This is a genomic window from Spongiivirga sp. MCCC 1A20706 (assembly GCF_046524175.1).
Classification (GTDB): domain Bacteria; phylum Bacteroidota; class Bacteroidia; order Flavobacteriales; family Flavobacteriaceae; genus Spongiivirga.
On sequence record NZ_JBEFZF010000005.1, the window covers coordinates 224,238 to 239,647 of the forward strand.

The window sequence follows — 15,410 nt, forward strand, 5'->3', positions numbered from 1 at the left end:
TAAGAATCAAAAATGCTGATCTAAATAATTGTGCATACAGTAATTGTAAGTACTAAAATTAAACAGCACCACCCGTTATCTTCGAGATCATAATCCAAAAATACGGATATAACTGATAGACAAACAAACCGATACCGGCAAGTACCAAATACCAATTAACCGCTTTATAGAAAGCAGTAAACTGTGTGTGTTTTCGAACGCGCAAGATGATAAAAACAATGGGGATAAGCGCGATAACCTGCCCGACCTCCACACCTAGGTTAAAACAAAGAATTTTAGCCAATATATCCTCTTTCCCGATATCGAAAGATTGCAGTTTAGTGGAAAGGCCAAAGCCATGTATCAAACCAAAAAGCCCCACCATTAGCAGTAAATTAGGCGCCTGTATTTTTAATTTTTTAAAGCCCCCTAAATTTTCAAATCCTTTATATAGCACGCTTAATGCAATTACTGCATCAACAAGGTGGTCATTGGCTGTAATTCCAGCATAGGTCGCACCTATTAAGGTAATGCAATGCCCTATTGTAAATACAGTAATAAACTTTAAAATATCTTTAAAACTGTTAAGGTAAAATACAACACCTACCAGAAAAAGTAAATGATCATAGCCAGTTAGCATATGGGTTGCCCCAACCTGAATATAGGCCCATAACCCACCATTTCGTAATAGCTCTTGATCAGCACTACTTACGTCATGCGCTAACGCTAAAAACGGAACTAACAATACTACAGCTGACCCTGTTAACCGAATATATCTTGACATTACGAATTCTTTTTTCTAAAGAAAAAAAACAATAGGGTAATCATCAGAACGCTCCCTAGCATAAACATCCATGGAGAGAAACCTTCTTCGCTGTCATGCGCATCATCATTGTGCATATGCGTATCTTCACCATGTTTATGACTTACTTCAAAAGTTAAGGTAGCCCAATTAGACTGGTGTGTCAACTCATCATCATCCGTTACTTCTTTCATATAAATAGTACGCAGATAATAGATCCCATCTTCAGGAAGATTTACAAAAACTTTCCCATCCTCATCGGTACGCAACTGTTGACCACTAGTATGCGTATGACCACCATCTTCAGGCGAATCATGAGAATGCGTTTGTTCGCCGTGACTATGCTCCTGGCTATGTGAATGTCCTTGGAAACTTTTAATATAATCAGCATATAGCAAGTGGTTGACTAGTGGCATCCCATTTCGTAAGAGTTTTACTGCTAGTTTTTCGCCACTATACTTTTCATAAGGATTTGACAGTGGCACAAACTCAATCGGATATCCTAACTTCGTGCTCCAATCGGTTGTTTTTACATCACCTACTTGATAAATAGCTTTTACACTTTTTTGATAGCTTTCAACTGCATCTTGATCTAATAAACCCTCTTTTGTACGTTGCTCTAGCATATCTAAAACACCATCATGTTTGAGATAATCATTGAATTTTTCAGCAGTTAATTCAATATTTCTAGCTCTTGTAGAAACACCGACGATATAAGTCCCCGCTTCACCTGTTTTAAAAGTTGCTTTTGTTATGGTACTGTCCTGATCTTTCCATTGCATCTTATCAATGACATTTCGTTTACCTCGAGCTACAACAGAAGCATCTATTATCCGATCACGGGTAATAATATTTTCGCTTTTTTCAAAAGTACCGTTGTATAAATTAAAGGTATTTTCTTGATTAGGCTGCAGGAAATAGGTTTCCATTTTTATATACAGATCATGACTGCTTAAACCAATAATAGCAAGCAGTAAATAAGATGTTCTTAGCACAAAATGGAACCCTTGCTTTGGGTTTTTTCTATTTGTTAGTCGCTTTCTCATCATCTTCTTTATAAACTTCATATTCTTAAAACCAATTTCACTTATGTTATATTCCTACAAACTTATTTAGTAGCATTGAGTTTCCATAGCAAAATCGGTCTATTTATTCATGTAGAAACTCATATTAAAGAACTATACGGAGATTACTGCTATAGGGTTTTAATTTTTATTGATTTTTATCTAATTCCTTAGACTTAAAAACTGCTTTTATCTACTTTGTTCGGTAGAAATGAGCTTTTACTAACTCTTGAATGTTCCTCATATCTGGTAAAGATTTAGTCGAACACTTGTGAAAACTATAATGTATTTGACGCCAGCATTGTTAAACACTCACTATAAAATCAGTCTACTATTCCATCTTAAAAACCAACTTATTTTTCGACTGCTGAATTCGTTTTTTGTTCATCTCCATCCGCACGAAATCACCATCAACATATTTTTTAGCTTGGTCTTTATAATAATCACTTAACAGATTACCTGATTGTCCTGTGGGTGAAATACTCATGCTATTTTCCACATCAGAAAAGTCGATGACTCGTCGGGTTGACGGCCCACTATTTACCTTATAAAATCCCGTACTATCCAGCTTAAAAGCCAGGTTATTGATTACCTCTTTTCCTCCGTTTACTTCAAAAGGGCCAACATTAAAATAGTTGCGTAGCGCTTCAACTTGCCCCATGGGATGCGGGTGTTCTAGCGTGTGAACTTTATTCCAGGTCCAAGCTTGAATGTCTCTACCCAACTGTTGATTTAAAAAAGCAACACTATTTTTGATTGACTTCGTAACGATCGCTTTCTTATCCTCTACCGTATTTTTCGTTTCTACATTATCCCACCAAACAGAACTGTCGCGCATCATTTGCTGCCTAACCACCTTTTTTTGTTGCGATGTATTTAGGAAAGTGAAAAAGGTTTCGCCCATTTCATCCCGATATGTATTCTGTAAAAATTCATACAAAAATCGACTATAAATAGTAGGTGCAACTTGATCAATTGCATAGGTGCCATCCCATTTTTGCAGCATATCAACCGCTTCCTTTTCCTGTTTGGTAAGATCGCTAGAATCTATTGCATTAAAAACCTCACGCATTAATGTCGGTGTTGTCGAACTTGTCACATCATTAATCATCGACATCACATCATTTTTTGTAAAGTCGCTTTTCCCTTCCAGCAGTTGCTCAATACGTTTTGCGCGATCATCGGGTTGGTAATAGCCAGGGTAAAAAATGCCATTGATGCTGTCTGGTTGATTGTTCGCAGAATATACATAATGCCAGGACGGATTTATAGCTTTCGGGTTTTTATCAAAATTTAAATATGAAATGGTGTCACTATCCTTAGCTGACAGTATAAGCTTGGAATTTACCCCATCTTTATACCTTCTGATTTTAGCCGATGCATACCAGGCAATATTACCATCAGCGTCACCGTACATCACATTTAATCCTGGCGCATGAATGGTTTCGGGTGCCTTTTGAAAAGTTTGTAGTGAATTAGCATGTGACATTGTATAAGCCACATGCAACATTTTATTTTCAAATTTTGTGTATATCCAATCCATTGAAACAGATCGTTCGTTTTTAACCTGATCAAAGACATCATTCACAATTGGACCGTGATCACTTACTCGTAAATCATATGCTACCGGTTCTTGACCCTTCACATTAATCCTTTTCTTTTGTATTTCATAGGGCTTAACACCTTCCGGAGTTTGATACTTTTGGGGATCAGATGAAAGTTCATCTTCGTAATAAAAATCAAGATCGTCAACAGGAAACATCGTAAGTCCGTATGCATATTGTCGGTTATGACCTAGCAACGGAAAAGGCGTAAGTGCCAAATGATACCCATACATTTCATAATCTGGAGTCACCATATGAGCTTGATACCAGATCGCGGGTTGGGAAAACCCTATATGCGGGTCATTGGCGAAAATTACCTTACCATTTTTTGTTTTTTCAGGACCGATTACCCAACTATTACTACCAATAAATGATGGGATTGGCAATTTCTCAAAAACTGCTGCAACTTCCTTTGCTACTACAGAAAAATCGGCTGACTTTACCTCACTTCTAATAACTGTACTAGTACTGTCAATGTCGATACCCAATTCCTTTAAATAAGTGCTACCCAGTTTTTCTTTCACTTCTGTTAAAACAGGATCAGTCTTATGAGCATGAGCAAAACTAAATGACATGTAACCGATGACATTATACACATCTTTTAAGGTGTATTTTTCTTTTTCTAAACCAACTAGATAAAACTCCAAAGGTTTGGGGCCATTTTCGATATATTGGTTAATTCCGTCTAAATAAGCTGTGGTTAGTTGATAGACTTCCCCATCTTTGTCTAAATTTTTGATAGTCGTTGCCGCGGCTTCTTCAATACCTAAGCTCGAGAAAAACATATCATTTTTAATCATTTGTTCACCAAAAACTTCAGACAAACGACCAGCCGCTATGCGTCTTATTAACTCCATTTGCCAAAGGCGATCTTGAGCATGCACATAACCTAAAGCTCTTTGCGCGTCAAGCTCATTTTCAGCATAAATATGAGGAATGCCATAATCGTCATAATAAACCTCAACAGTATTTTTAAGATTGTTTAGGGAAAGAGTTCCGTTATAATCTGGTTTTAAGCTATTGGTAAATAGCCAAAGACCTATTCCTATAGCAACAATCAAAATTAACAGAACACGAAGTGCTTTCTTCAGAAATTTCATTTAGTTGGCAAGATTAAAATTGTAACTAAAAATAGGGAATAAAATGAATGTAAGAACCACTACTTAATCCTGTAATCCGCTAGAACATTTTTAATTCCTTCTTCATAAGAAGTAACTTGAAAGTCGGGGAAATGTTTTTTGAACTTTGACGAATCAAAAATGTTATCAATAGCATACCTCGGCAGGAGTTCAACGGTTTCTTTGACATTTTGGTTGAAAAAAGAAACCAATTTGAGCACAAAAGAACTCAGTATATCATACTTGATTTGTCTACCCAATTTTTCTGAAATCAGATCAATAATCTCTTTATAAGTAAGGCGATTATCATCACACGGTAAGTGCCAAGTTTCACCATAGGCATCAGAAGTGTTACCAATCAGTGCCATTGCTTTACTGGCATCCGGAGTATAGATTAAGGTTCTCAGAACATTGTCCTTAAGAAATACTTTGGCCCTTTTCCCTACCTTTATTTTTTCAAAAATTAAGGTATTGGTTATCCCTTTTGTTTTTCCTGGTCCATAAAACTCCGGTGCTCTACAGATGCTTGCAACAATCTCCTTCTTTTGAATAGCACTTAATAATAACTCGGCGGCCAGTTTTTTCCCATGTCCTTTTTTACCGGTTGATGTTAGAGGAGTTGATTCTTTTTGAATTTTTGCGTTTTGCGGGTACGCGTAGGTGTTATCAAAATACACCAGCTTACAGTTTGATTCTTTACAGGCTTCGATAACATTTTTCATGATAACTTTCCAATCTCGCAACCAAACATCTGATCGATAAGGTAAGCCAACTGTTAAGTATGCAATTTCTGCATTTTTCACCGCCTGTTTGACATCATCAATTTGTAGTAAGTCTCCTTTAAAAACCTGGTCGTCTACATGAACTTTTTTAGGATTACGACCAACCAATTTGATATCAGAAGTATAAGTAGCCCGTAATTCTTTTGCCAGTTCTTCTCCAATAATCCCATTTGCTCCTAAAATTACCTGCATCGTGTTCTATGTTGAATCCTTTCAAATATCAAACAATTCCGCCAAACCAATTCGAGAAACAAATTAAAATTACTTAACAACCATCTGAACGGTTTCTGTGCTTACCTGCTTTAGCAAAATCTCCTTGTCTTGTTCAATACCGTTAATGGCTTTTTCATTAAAGTGGCGAATAGTGTATAAGGACACATTCTCATAGCAATCTACTTTAAATTTTGCTTTCAAAATGCTAAGTAATTCTGCAAGTGTATCATACTTGTTGGTGATGCACACGGAGAAACTAATTGCAGAATTTTGTATCATACTCACTTTCATTTTATGATCGGCCAATAGTTTAAAAACTTCGCTAATATTTTCTTCGACCATAAATGAGAAATCCAAGGTAGAAAGTGATAACAGCACCTGATTTTTCTTAACAATAAAGCAGGGTATTTCAGGCTCAATACGGTGTCCTTTGGTCACGGCAGTCCCATTTCCTGACGGACTAACAAAAGACTTTACATACAGCGGAATTTCCTTACGCTGCAATGGCTGCAGTGTTTTAGGATGAATGACAGAAGCGCCATAAAATGCCAACTCAATCGCCTCTTCATAACTTATTTGATTTAAAAGCTCAGTCTCTTTAAAATGTCTAGGATCAGCATTTAACACACCGGGTACATCTTTCCATATGGTGACACTTTCGGCATTTAAGCAGTATGCAAATATAGCGGCTGTATAGTCAGACCCTTCTCGCCCTAAGGTTGTGGTAAAATTGTTTTGGTCAGAACCTAAAAAACCTTGAGTAATGTATAATTGGTTTTTTTGAATTTGTTGATTGATCTTGGTTTGAGTTTGTTGCCAATCAACCCCAGCATCCCGGTAGTTAGTATCCGTCTTTATAACATCCCGAACATCAATCCAGGTGTTTTTTACGCCACAACTATTTAAGTATTCACTAACTATCGTTGTCGAAATTAACTCACCATAGCAGACCACTTGATCATATACAAAACTATAATTAGGCGATTTGTTCCAACTTAAAAAACCTTGAAGTTCTTCAAATAGTAATTTTACTTTATCAGAAGCGGTGGCATTCTCATTAGGAAATAACGTTGTTAAAATTTGACCGTGAAAATCAATCAATTCTTGAATAGCTGCTTTTAGTTCATTCTTATTTTCAAAATAACAATGAATTACCTTTTCGAGGGCATTGGTGGTTTTACCCATCGCCGATATAATGATTAAGGTATCATTAAAACCAACCTCTTTTAAAACACTAACTACATTTTGTACCCCTGCCGCATCTTTAACCGATGCACCACCAAACTTGAATATTTTCATCTACTTATTCAAAAACTCTTTTAATTGTTGTTCTCTCATTTGCACAGTATCCCAATCACGCATTACGACTGCTCCGCTTTTCTCATAAAAATTAATGGCAGGTTCATTCCAATCAAGTACAGCCCATTCCACACGTTTTACACCCTGCTTCGCTGCATACTGCATTACCCTTTTGTATAATGCGCTACCAACACCACTTCCTCTCGCCTTTTCCGTTACGATAAGATCTTCTAAGTGGATTGTTTTTCCCACCCAAGTCGAAAATCGAGGATACACTAGCGCCATGCCTAAAATAACACTATCGGCATCAGCTACGAAACATTGAAACGCAGATTGATTTCCAAAACCTGATTGAACAAGCTGATCAACTGTCATTTCAACAGCATTCGATTCTTTTTCAAAATCGGCTAACTCTTGTATCAATGCCAGTACCTGTGGCATATCATTTTTTGTCGCTTTTCTTACCTGATAATTCATTGTTGCAAATGTAACACAAAGTTATAAATATAAGAATATTAGTTTTTACGAAAACGTTTTAGTTTCACAAATTTATCGATATTTGTGACCATAAAAACTAGCAGCTACGGCATGACCCAAAAGAATCAGACTTTAGGCGAATTCATCATTGAAAATCAGAGCAATTTTAAGTACTCCTCTGGCGAATTATCTCGATTAATTAACTCTATTAGGCTTGCCGGAAAGGTAGTAAACTACGAAGTAAACAAAGCGGGATTGGTCGATATCATCGGGGCTGCTGGCGATACCAACATCCAAGGTGAAGACCAACAAAAATTGGATGTTTACGCCAATGAAAAATTCATTCAGGCTATGAAAAACCGCAACATTGTTTGCGGTATTGCTTCAGAAGAAGAGGATGATTTTATAAGTATCAATAGTCAAGATGAAAGGCATCAAAACAAATATGTGGTTTTGATCGACCCACTTGATGGTTCAAGTAATATTGACGTGAATGTATCTGTAGGAACCATTTTTTCGGTCTATAGACGTGTCACCCCCATTGGAACTCCTGTACAACAAGAAGATTTTTTACAGCCGGGAAACAGACAAGTCGCTGCCGGATACATTATTTATGGTACCAGTACCATGTTGGTTTATACCACAGGCCATGGGGTAAATGGTTTTACGCTTAACCCTGCTACCGGATCGTATTACCTATCACACCCTAACATGAAATTTCCAGAAACTGGGAGAATCTATTCCGTTAATGAAGGAAACTACACCCATTTTCCTTTGGGAGTTAAAAAATACATTAAGTATTGTCAGGAAGAAGAAGGTGATCGCCCTTATACTTCTAGGTATATTGGTTCATTGGTTTCTGATATTCACAGAAACATGATTAAAGGAGGTATTTATTTGTACCCAAAAAGCTCGAAGCAATCCAACGGAAAATTACGCTTGCTGTATGAATGTAACCCTATGGCTTTTATTATCGAACAAGCAGGTGGTAAAGCTTCAGACGGATTTATACGAATAATGGACATTCAGCCAACAGAGTTGCACCAGCGAGTACCATTTTTTGGCGGCAGTAAGAAGATGGTCGAGAAAGCGGAGGAATTTATGCGGCTTCACGCATAAAAATAGCCAAGCTTTTTAATTTTTAGTACATTTAACATTTAACGTACTATTAATCTACCAATAATGGCTAAAAATAACACCACAGACACCGAAAAAATGACCCCTGATTCGGCTCAAAAACTTGAGGCAATAAAGAACCTCATATTCGGTGAAAACATTGCTGAATACAACCACGAATTTGAGCTGCTTAAAAAAGACCTTTCAAAAAAACGCGAGGAACTGCATAATTTTATTGAAGAAACTCGATCTGAATTAATGCAAAGTATTGATAGTCTTTCTACAGACATCAATATTAGAATCACTGAACTTGAAAATAGTCTTACAGATAAAACTGACCAGTTAGGGGAAGATAAAGTTGACCGTAAAGTACTGGGCAAGCTACTAGTTACTATGGGCGAAAAGATTATGAGCAAATAATAGCTCGTTCTTATCCTCTTTTAAATGAATGCATCTGATAAATTAGAGATCTTAAAGGAACTCTTGCTGACTGATGAACGCGAATATGCGGAATCGATCACCAAGAAGCTCGAGGTGCTTGAAGAAACCGTTAACAAACGAAACAAACTTTCTCCCAAAGTTGAACCAATTATAGAGGACAAGCTGGATGAGTTTGTTGAAGAAATACCAAAAACCCTAGGACCAACCATTACTGCAGCTTTAAAAGAGGAGATAGCAAATAGTCAAGATAGTGTAGTAGAAGCATTATACCCCATCATGGGTCGCATGATTAAGCGATATGTTCAAAGTGAAATTCAAAAACTACGCGAACAACTTACCCAACAAATCAATAGCCGATATACGATAAAAGGTATTAAAAGACGTCTTAAAGCTAAATCACTAGGAATCAACGAATCTGATTTGATGCTCTACGAACAGGGTGCACCAAAGATTCACCAGATGTTTGTCATCGAAAAAGGCTCTGGAATCATTAAGGCAAGCCTAAATAAAGACCAGACCATTGACCAAGATATGATTGCGGGCATGCTAACTGCCATTAAGAGTTTTGTAGAAGATGCTTTTCAAACAGACGAACAGGAATTACAACTTATTGAATATGATCTTTATACTATTCATATTCAAAACTTTTCTGAGTACTACATAGCTGTAGTAATCTCAGGAGTTTTTGATGTTTCACATAGAAGCAAACTAGAAGATCTTTTGCTTAAATTTGCGCAGTATAAGATCAACAAAACCGATCTTCATAACCAACAACATTTTTCAAACAAGCTAAAGGCATATTTTACCAATGACTATATCTAAAAAGATCGTTTTACTGGGCCATTTTGGTGTAGGTAAATCATCCTTAATTCGACGTTTTGTTGAAAATACATTTAGTGATGATTACAAAGTGACGATCGGCGTACATATTTTAAAAAAGTCAATTACCGTAAATGACACCGATCTTTCAATGATTATATGGGATATTGAAGGTAATGAGAAGGTACAAAACACCCGTAATTCCTATTTGATGGGTACGGCAGGATACATCTACGTTTTTGATGCAAGTAGACCTTCTACCTATACAAATATCAATGAGGATCTGGATTATTTAACAAACCAGCTACCGGGCATACCAATGCAGTTGGTCGGCAATAAGGTGGATTTGGTCGATTTACCAAAACTTAAAACCATTTTAACAGAGAAAAATATTGATTGTCAATACTTTGCCAGCGCTAAGACTGGTGAGAATGTAGAAGCGTTATTCCATAGTCTTGGTGAATTAATTATCCCTTAGGCATGGCTCCAAACGCTAACCAATTTCTGACCAATAACTCCCAGTTCATTAAGATCACGAATACCGGCGGTATTATTGATTCTGATAATACGATAATAAATGTTAGCAAGGCATCAAACATCAAGGATATTCATCCTTTCTTTGAAAGCATTGTTCCGATCTTACCTGATTTAGAAGCTGAAGAATCAATGGTATGTGTGAATCTTGATCTTGACGAAAAAAAAGGCATTTTTGATATTGGAATCAAAAAAATAGCCAATACGGAAGAACAAGTTATTGTACTACAAGATTTCACCGATCATTATAACGAATTTCAGCGCGTTGCACAATTAAGAAATGAATCGGTTATTAACTCTGAGGTTATTCACCTTCGTAATAAACAACTAGCTGCAGAGAAAGAATTTAAGAACCGTTTTATAGCAAACGTCAGTCATGAAATTCGAACACCGCTAAATGGCATATTGGGCTTTTTAACCTTATTAGAGAAATCAAATTTAAGTACGGAACAAGAAGGACTCGTTGGGATTGTAAAAAAATCAAGTAATCATTTAAATGGGCTAATCGAGGACTTACTTAATATTTCTAAAATTGAAGCAGGACAACTTACAGTAGTCAAAAAGAAGTTTAAACTTAATGACGTCGCAAAGTATCTCACCAAATTCTTCCAGAAAAAAGCTGAGGAAAACGACATTGATTTCAATGTAGAAGTTGCCTCGAATGTTCCAGAAACTATTATTGGTGATAGAACAAGATTACAACAAGTCCTTATTAATTTATTAGACAACGCTTTTAAGTTTACCACCGAAGGAAGTATCACATTGTCGATCGCTGAAAATTCCCGTCGCGGTAAAAAAGTAAATCTCAATTTTAAAGTAGAAGATACCGGTATTGGTATTGCTGCAGAAGATCTTGACAGTATTTTTGAGAGTTTCACTCAGGTGCACAACAATCCAATTTATGGAGGCACCGGTTTAGGACTTTCGATCACCAAACATATTGTCGATTTTCTTGATGGTAGGATTAATGTAAAAAGTCAATTAGGAAAAGGTACGGTTTTTAGTTTAAACCTTAGTTACGAACTGGAACTTGGTCAAGAAAAAAAAGTAAAAAAAACCCAAGCTCCTGCCATTTTTTTTAAGCCGGATAAAAAGTACCAAATTTTAATGGTTGAAGATTCCGAGGCAAATCAAATGCTTTTAATGAAATTATTGGTTAGTCATGGTAACTTTTTCGTCGACTTGGCTACAAACGGTCAAGAAGCGCTAGATTTTATTAAAACTACTGACTACGATTTAGTAATTCTAGATATCAAGATTCCAAAAATTGATGGATTGGAGGTGGCAAGACAACTTCGAGCAGACGATGATATTTTTATACGAAGACTACCCATTATCGCATTAACAGCTTTTGCAAGTGATGAAGATAAAAAAGCCTGTAAAAAGGCTGGAATCAATGAGTTTTTAGCGATCCCATTTGAAGAAGATGCACTTTTGGAAAAAATGGCAAAACTCTTAAAATAATGCGTATAAAAACGCCTATTATCAAATAGGCGTTTAAATGTTGTTATGTGATAGTACCGCTATCGATTCATGTGCTTCATTTCATCCATAAAGGTTTCTAGACTCACCTCACGATCTACTAAAACTAGGGCTTTGTCGACCACATATTTTATATTTTCAGGAGTAAATCCTAAACCTACACTTAACCTTCCTAATAATTCATGCTGGCCTTCTCCCAAAACATCATCGGCGTATACCATTCTAGCAAGATCATATAACCGCTCTAATCTACTATTATATGTCAAAGGAGGGTTAATTGGATAGTCTTTGTAATTTTTCACTATCCTTTGATATTCTTCATCCTCAATTTCTAAACTTCTAGCCAGCCGATTTAAAAAAGCTTGTTCTTGATCGGTAATCTTATCATCGGTCATTGCCACGTGAACAATGGCTGCAAAATGACTACGGTTTCGTTGTTTAAATCCGCTTTGGTATAAATTAGAAAATGACATATTTAATTTTTTAATAATCGCACAAATATAAGTAAAGAGGGTAGCTAATGAAACAGAAAATTGGGCTATTTTTAAAGGCGAAAAATCACAAAATGCTATCCAATCAAAAACACCTTTTTTCACTATCTAATAATATTGTTTATTTAAACGGCGCTTATATGTCTCCTCAACTTAAAAGCGTTGAAGAAATTGGTATTATCAACCTCAAACGAAAGGGAGATCCTGCGAGTATTTTACCTGAACATTTTTTTGATCAGCGTCTAGTTTTAAAAAAACGTTTTGCGCAGCTAATTAATGCACAAGCAGATAACATCGCCATAATACCATCAGTTTCTTATGGTATTGCCAATGCCGCTAACAATGTACCCTTAAAAAAGGGTGACGAAATTATATTAGTTGATGAGCAATTTCCTAGTAATGTATATGCATGGAATCATGTGGCTGAGCGAAACGGCGCACATACAAAAGTTGTTTTACATCCATCAGGAACCGAAAACCGAGCAAAAAAATGGAATGAACTTATCCTAAAAGCCATTACCAATAAAACAGCTGTCGTCGCGATGCCTCATGCACATTGGGCAGATGGGACCTTGTTCAATTTAAAGGCGATACGAGAAAAAACGCTATCGGTAGGTGCAAGACTTATTATTGACGGAACCCAAAGTGTAGGTGCCTTTCCTTTTGATGTGACAGCAATACAGCCGGACGCTTTAATTTGCGGTGGATACAAATGGCTAATGGGTCCCTATTCTTTAGGCGTTGCCTATTACAACGAAACTTTTTTTGAAGGCACCCCAATTGAACACAACTGGATGAACCGGCATGAAAGTGAAAATTTTTCAAAACTGGTTGATTACCAAGACCAATATCAACCCGGCGCTGCAAGGTATTCCGTAGGCGAATCAAGTAATTTCGTTTTAACGCCAATGCTTAGTAGGGCAATTGAACAGCTATTGGAATGGAAACCAGAAAGTATTCAGGAATATTGCCATGAAATATCTAAAGAAGCCATCGAAAAACTAAGACAGCTCAGCTGTTTTGTTGAAGATGATACTTTTAGAACAAAACATCTATTCGGTATATATCTCCCTGATAATATCAATATGAGCATGGTGAAAGAAAAAATGGCCGAGCGTAATATTATCGTATCGTTTAGAGGAAATGCCATTCGCATTTCGCCACACCTTTACAATACAAAAGAAGACTTTGATATGCTAGTGCGTTGTTTCCAATAAAAGAACTCAACATCATACCGAACTCGTTTTAACACACTATTAGATAATCAAAAACTTTCACTTAATTTTAAGGTTACATCTTGTATCTTTACTCGTATGAGTGTAGAGTTCATCTATCCTACTTCGCTTAGGCTGACAACTCAATTTAGGCTGCCAACTAAGTATTAAGAACTGAAAGTCATTTGCTATGAAACTTTTTTTAACGCTATTACTTACTTGTTTTTTTGCATTTACAAATGCGCAAAATACTGTTCTTGCTAAACAGTACTTTAATAAAGGTGAGTTTGAAAAAGCGAAGCTTTCGTACCAAACACTTTATCAACAATATCCGGGGCGCATTGATCTTTTTATGGATTTGATTAAATGCTATCAGCAACTTGAAGATTATCTTGGAGCACAGGAATTAATCGAAGAAAAGCTTATTGAGAATAAAAAACAGTATCAACTATATATCCTGCTGGGTAATAATTACGATTTGCAGGGACAAACAGAAAAAGCAGAAGAAAACTACCAGTTGGCACTGTCAAAAGTTGAAGAAAATCCGAATCTAGTATACCGACTAGGCACTACATTTGAGCGACTTTCTAAACTACGATATGCCCTTAAAACCTATGAAAAAGGCCTCGCTGCAAATCCTGATTTGAGGGTTCATTATCAGATAGGTCGTTTATATGGCGAGTTGGGAGAAATTGAGAATATGTACAATAGTTTTTTTGACCTCATGCTCACCAATGAAAATTATCGCCCTAATATTGAACGAAGTTTAAGTCAGTTTGTTACTGATGATCCCTCGAACGAGAATAATATCTTATTGCGAAAAATTCTACTTAAAAAATTACAAACAAAGCCCGACGTTTTATGGAATGATTTTTTGAGCTGGCTGTTCGTCCAACAAAAGCAGTATAATAAGGCATTCACTCAAGAAAAAGCCATTTACAAACGTACCGAAGGCAATTTAAACCGCATTACGGATCTCGCTTTTCTGGCAAAAGAAAGCAGAGAATATGATAGTGCCAAGGAAATTTTTGAGTATATCATTCAAAATAACACCAATCAAGATGTTGCTTATACTGCAGAAAGAGCTTTACTTCAAATTGAAGTAGAAACCCTTTCGGAAGAGAATATCCCAGAGATTGACACCAAATTCAATATGCTTTTAAAGCTTTTTGGAAAAACCAATACTACCATTGGACTTCAAATGGATTACGCCCGTTTTATTGCTTTTAAGAAAAATGACCCGAAGACAGCCACAAAAGCCTTAAAAAATACATTAAAGCTACGCATTAACAACTTTCAAAAAGGAGAAGTTAAAATTGCATTAGGTGATATTTTGGTGTTTTCTGAACAATTCAATCAAGCTTTAATCTATTATTCTCAAGTTCAAAAAAGTTTAAAAAATAATGTCGTAGGGCAACAAGCTAGATTCAAAGTAGCGCAAACAAGTTATTTTAAAGGTGATTTCAATTGGGCACAAACACAACTAAAAGTACTTCGATCTTCTACTACCCAGCTAATAGCAAATGATGCGATGGAACTGAGTTTACTTATCTCTGATAATTCTCTAGAAGATTCTACCCAAGTAGCACTCAAAAAATATGCTAAAGCAAGCCTACTGGCCTTTCAAGAAAAAAACGTAGACGCTATTAACCTCTTAAACGATATTTTATTACAGCACAAGGGTGAAACGATTGAAGATGAAGCACTGTTAAAGCAGGCACATCTTTTCGAAAAAAGGGAAGAGTATGGTAAAGCTGCTGCTAACTACCAAAAGCTGATAGATAATTATAGTGAAGGTATTCTTGCAGACGACGCATTTTTTGGCCTAGCTGAATTAAATAACGGTGTGCTTTCTAACCCGGAGAAAGCCAAAGAGCTATATGAAAAGATTATTTTTGAATATCAGGATAGTATTTACTTTGTCGAGGCTCGCAAAAAATACAGAGCGCTCAGAGGTGACGTGATTAATTAAAGG

Annotated in this window: 14 protein-coding genes; 7 read left to right on the forward strand and 7 right to left on the reverse strand. The window is 36.3% G+C overall.

Annotation, left to right across the window (positions count from 1 at the left end; genetic code table 11):
- Positions 1 to 58: 58 nt before the first annotated feature.
- The 6 genes from ABN763_RS13575 to ABN763_RS13600 form a co-directional block, all read right to left on the reverse strand.
- Complete coding sequence (locus ABN763_RS13575) at positions 59 to 763, reverse strand: HupE/UreJ family protein (RefSeq protein ID WP_410486026.1); 705 nt, start codon at positions 761 to 763, stop codon at positions 59 to 61.
- A complete protein-coding gene (locus tag ABN763_RS13580; RefSeq protein ID WP_410486027.1) occupies positions 763 to 1,827 on the reverse strand; it encodes a DUF4198 domain-containing protein in 1,065 nt (354 codons plus the stop codon). The genes ABN763_RS13575 and ABN763_RS13580 overlap by 1 nt, the downstream gene beginning before the upstream one ends.
- Before the next feature lie 349 nt (positions 1,828 to 2,176).
- The gene (locus ABN763_RS13585; protein ID WP_410486028.1) at positions 2,177 to 4,549 is read right to left on the reverse strand and encodes a penicillin acylase family protein; all 2,373 of its coding nucleotides are present in this window, start codon (positions 4,547 to 4,549) and stop codon (positions 2,177 to 2,179) included.
- 59 nt (positions 4,550 to 4,608) lie between these two features.
- A complete protein-coding gene (locus ABN763_RS13590; RefSeq protein WP_410486029.1) occupies positions 4,609 to 5,541 on the reverse strand; it encodes an NAD-dependent epimerase/dehydratase family protein in 933 nt (310 codons plus the stop codon).
- Between the two features lie 69 nt (positions 5,542 to 5,610).
- Entirely contained in the window at positions 5,611 to 6,861 is a 1,251-nt protein-coding gene (locus ABN763_RS13595) for an aspartate kinase (RefSeq protein WP_410486030.1), read from the reverse strand.
- Positions 6,862 to 7,338 (reverse strand): GNAT family N-acetyltransferase, encoded by a 477-nt coding sequence (locus tag ABN763_RS13600; protein ID WP_410486031.1) that lies wholly within the window; start codon positions 7,336 to 7,338, stop codon positions 6,862 to 6,864.
- A gap of 111 nt (positions 7,339 to 7,449) precedes the next feature.
- On the opposite strand from ABN763_RS13600, the gene fbp reads away from it, so the two are divergent.
- From fbp to ABN763_RS13625, 5 genes are all read left to right on the forward strand, one after another.
- Positions 7,450 to 8,457: a class 1 fructose-bisphosphatase gene (gene fbp, locus ABN763_RS13605; protein WP_410486032.1), complete on the forward strand. Its 1,008-nt coding sequence runs from the start codon at positions 7,450 to 7,452 to the stop codon at positions 8,455 to 8,457.
- Between the two features lie 63 nt (positions 8,458 to 8,520).
- Positions 8,521 to 8,874 (forward strand): fructose 1,6-bisphosphatase, encoded by a 354-nt coding sequence (locus ABN763_RS13610; protein WP_410486033.1) that lies wholly within the window; start codon positions 8,521 to 8,523, stop codon positions 8,872 to 8,874.
- 24 nt (positions 8,875 to 8,898) lie between these two features.
- Positions 8,899 to 9,717 carry a cell envelope biogenesis protein OmpA gene (locus ABN763_RS13615; RefSeq protein ID WP_410486034.1) on the forward strand — a complete coding sequence of 273 codons (819 nt, stop codon included), beginning with the start codon at positions 8,899 to 8,901 and terminating at the stop codon, positions 9,715 to 9,717.
- Complete coding sequence (locus ABN763_RS13620; RefSeq protein ID WP_410486035.1) at positions 9,704 to 10,192, forward strand: Rab family GTPase; 489 nt, start codon at positions 9,704 to 9,706, stop codon at positions 10,190 to 10,192. Before ABN763_RS13615 ends, ABN763_RS13620 begins: the two co-directional genes overlap by 14 nt.
- Before the next feature lie 2 nt (positions 10,193 to 10,194).
- Positions 10,195 to 11,712, forward strand: coding sequence for an ATP-binding protein (locus tag ABN763_RS13625; protein ID WP_410486036.1), 1,518 nt, complete (start codon positions 10,195 to 10,197; stop codon positions 11,710 to 11,712).
- A 59-nt stretch (positions 11,713 to 11,771) separates the two neighbouring features.
- On the opposite strand, the gene ABN763_RS13630 is transcribed toward ABN763_RS13625, so the two are convergent.
- On the reverse strand, positions 11,772 to 12,203 hold the full coding sequence (locus ABN763_RS13630; protein WP_410486037.1) for a TerB family tellurite resistance protein: 432 nt from the start codon (positions 12,201 to 12,203) through the stop codon (positions 11,772 to 11,774).
- A 47-nt stretch (positions 12,204 to 12,250) separates the two neighbouring features.
- Between ABN763_RS13630 and ABN763_RS13635 the strand changes: the two genes are divergently transcribed.
- Together ABN763_RS13635 and ABN763_RS13640 are read left to right on the forward strand one after the other, a co-directional pair.
- Positions 12,251 to 13,438 (forward strand): aminotransferase class V-fold PLP-dependent enzyme, encoded by a 1,188-nt coding sequence (locus ABN763_RS13635; protein ID WP_410486038.1) that lies wholly within the window; start codon positions 12,251 to 12,253, stop codon positions 13,436 to 13,438.
- A gap of 187 nt (positions 13,439 to 13,625) precedes the next feature.
- A complete protein-coding gene (locus ABN763_RS13640) occupies positions 13,626 to 15,407 on the forward strand; it encodes a tetratricopeptide repeat protein (RefSeq protein ID WP_410486039.1) in 1,782 nt (593 codons plus the stop codon).
- Positions 15,408 to 15,410 lie beyond the last annotated feature (3 nt).

What these genes read in the sequence shown, in the direction of transcription:
- ABN763_RS13610 (WP_410486033.1), top strand. Translation starts at nt 8,521, where the DNA reads ATGGCTAAAAATAACACCACAGACACCGAAAAAATGACCCCTGATTCG.
- ABN763_RS13640 (WP_410486039.1), top strand. Translation starts at nt 13,626, where the DNA reads ATGAAACTTTTTTTAACGCTATTACTTACTTGTTTTTTTGCATTTACA.
- ABN763_RS13595 (WP_410486030.1), bottom strand. Translation starts at nt 6,861, where the DNA reads ATGAAAATATTCAAGTTTGGTGGTGCATCGGTTAAAGATGCGGCAGGG.
- ABN763_RS13635 (WP_410486038.1), top strand. Translation starts at nt 12,251, where the DNA reads ATGAAACAGAAAATTGGGCTATTTTTAAAGGCGAAAAATCACAAAATG.
- ABN763_RS13600 (WP_410486031.1), bottom strand. Translation starts at nt 7,338, where the DNA reads ATGAATTATCAGGTAAGAAAAGCGACAAAAAATGATATGCCACAGGTA.
- ABN763_RS13575 (WP_410486026.1), bottom strand. Translation starts at nt 763, where the DNA reads ATGTCAAGATATATTCGGTTAACAGGGTCAGCTGTAGTATTGTTAGTT.
- ABN763_RS13580 (WP_410486027.1), bottom strand. Translation starts at nt 1,827, where the DNA reads ATGAGAAAGCGACTAACAAATAGAAAAAACCCAAAGCAAGGGTTCCAT.
- fbp (WP_410486032.1), top strand. Translation starts at nt 7,450, where the DNA reads ATGACCCAAAAGAATCAGACTTTAGGCGAATTCATCATTGAAAATCAG.
- ABN763_RS13625 (WP_410486036.1), top strand. Translation starts at nt 10,195, where the DNA reads ATGGCTCCAAACGCTAACCAATTTCTGACCAATAACTCCCAGTTCATT.
- ABN763_RS13620 (WP_410486035.1), top strand. Translation starts at nt 9,704, where the DNA reads ATGACTATATCTAAAAAGATCGTTTTACTGGGCCATTTTGGTGTAGGT.
- ABN763_RS13615 (WP_410486034.1), top strand. Translation starts at nt 8,899, where the DNA reads ATGAATGCATCTGATAAATTAGAGATCTTAAAGGAACTCTTGCTGACT.
- ABN763_RS13590 (WP_410486029.1), bottom strand. Translation starts at nt 5,541, where the DNA reads ATGCAGGTAATTTTAGGAGCAAATGGGATTATTGGAGAAGAACTGGCA.
- ABN763_RS13585 (WP_410486028.1), bottom strand. Translation starts at nt 4,549, where the DNA reads ATGAAATTTCTGAAGAAAGCACTTCGTGTTCTGTTAATTTTGATTGTT.
- ABN763_RS13630 (WP_410486037.1), bottom strand. Translation starts at nt 12,203, where the DNA reads ATGTCATTTTCTAATTTATACCAAAGCGGATTTAAACAACGAAACCGT.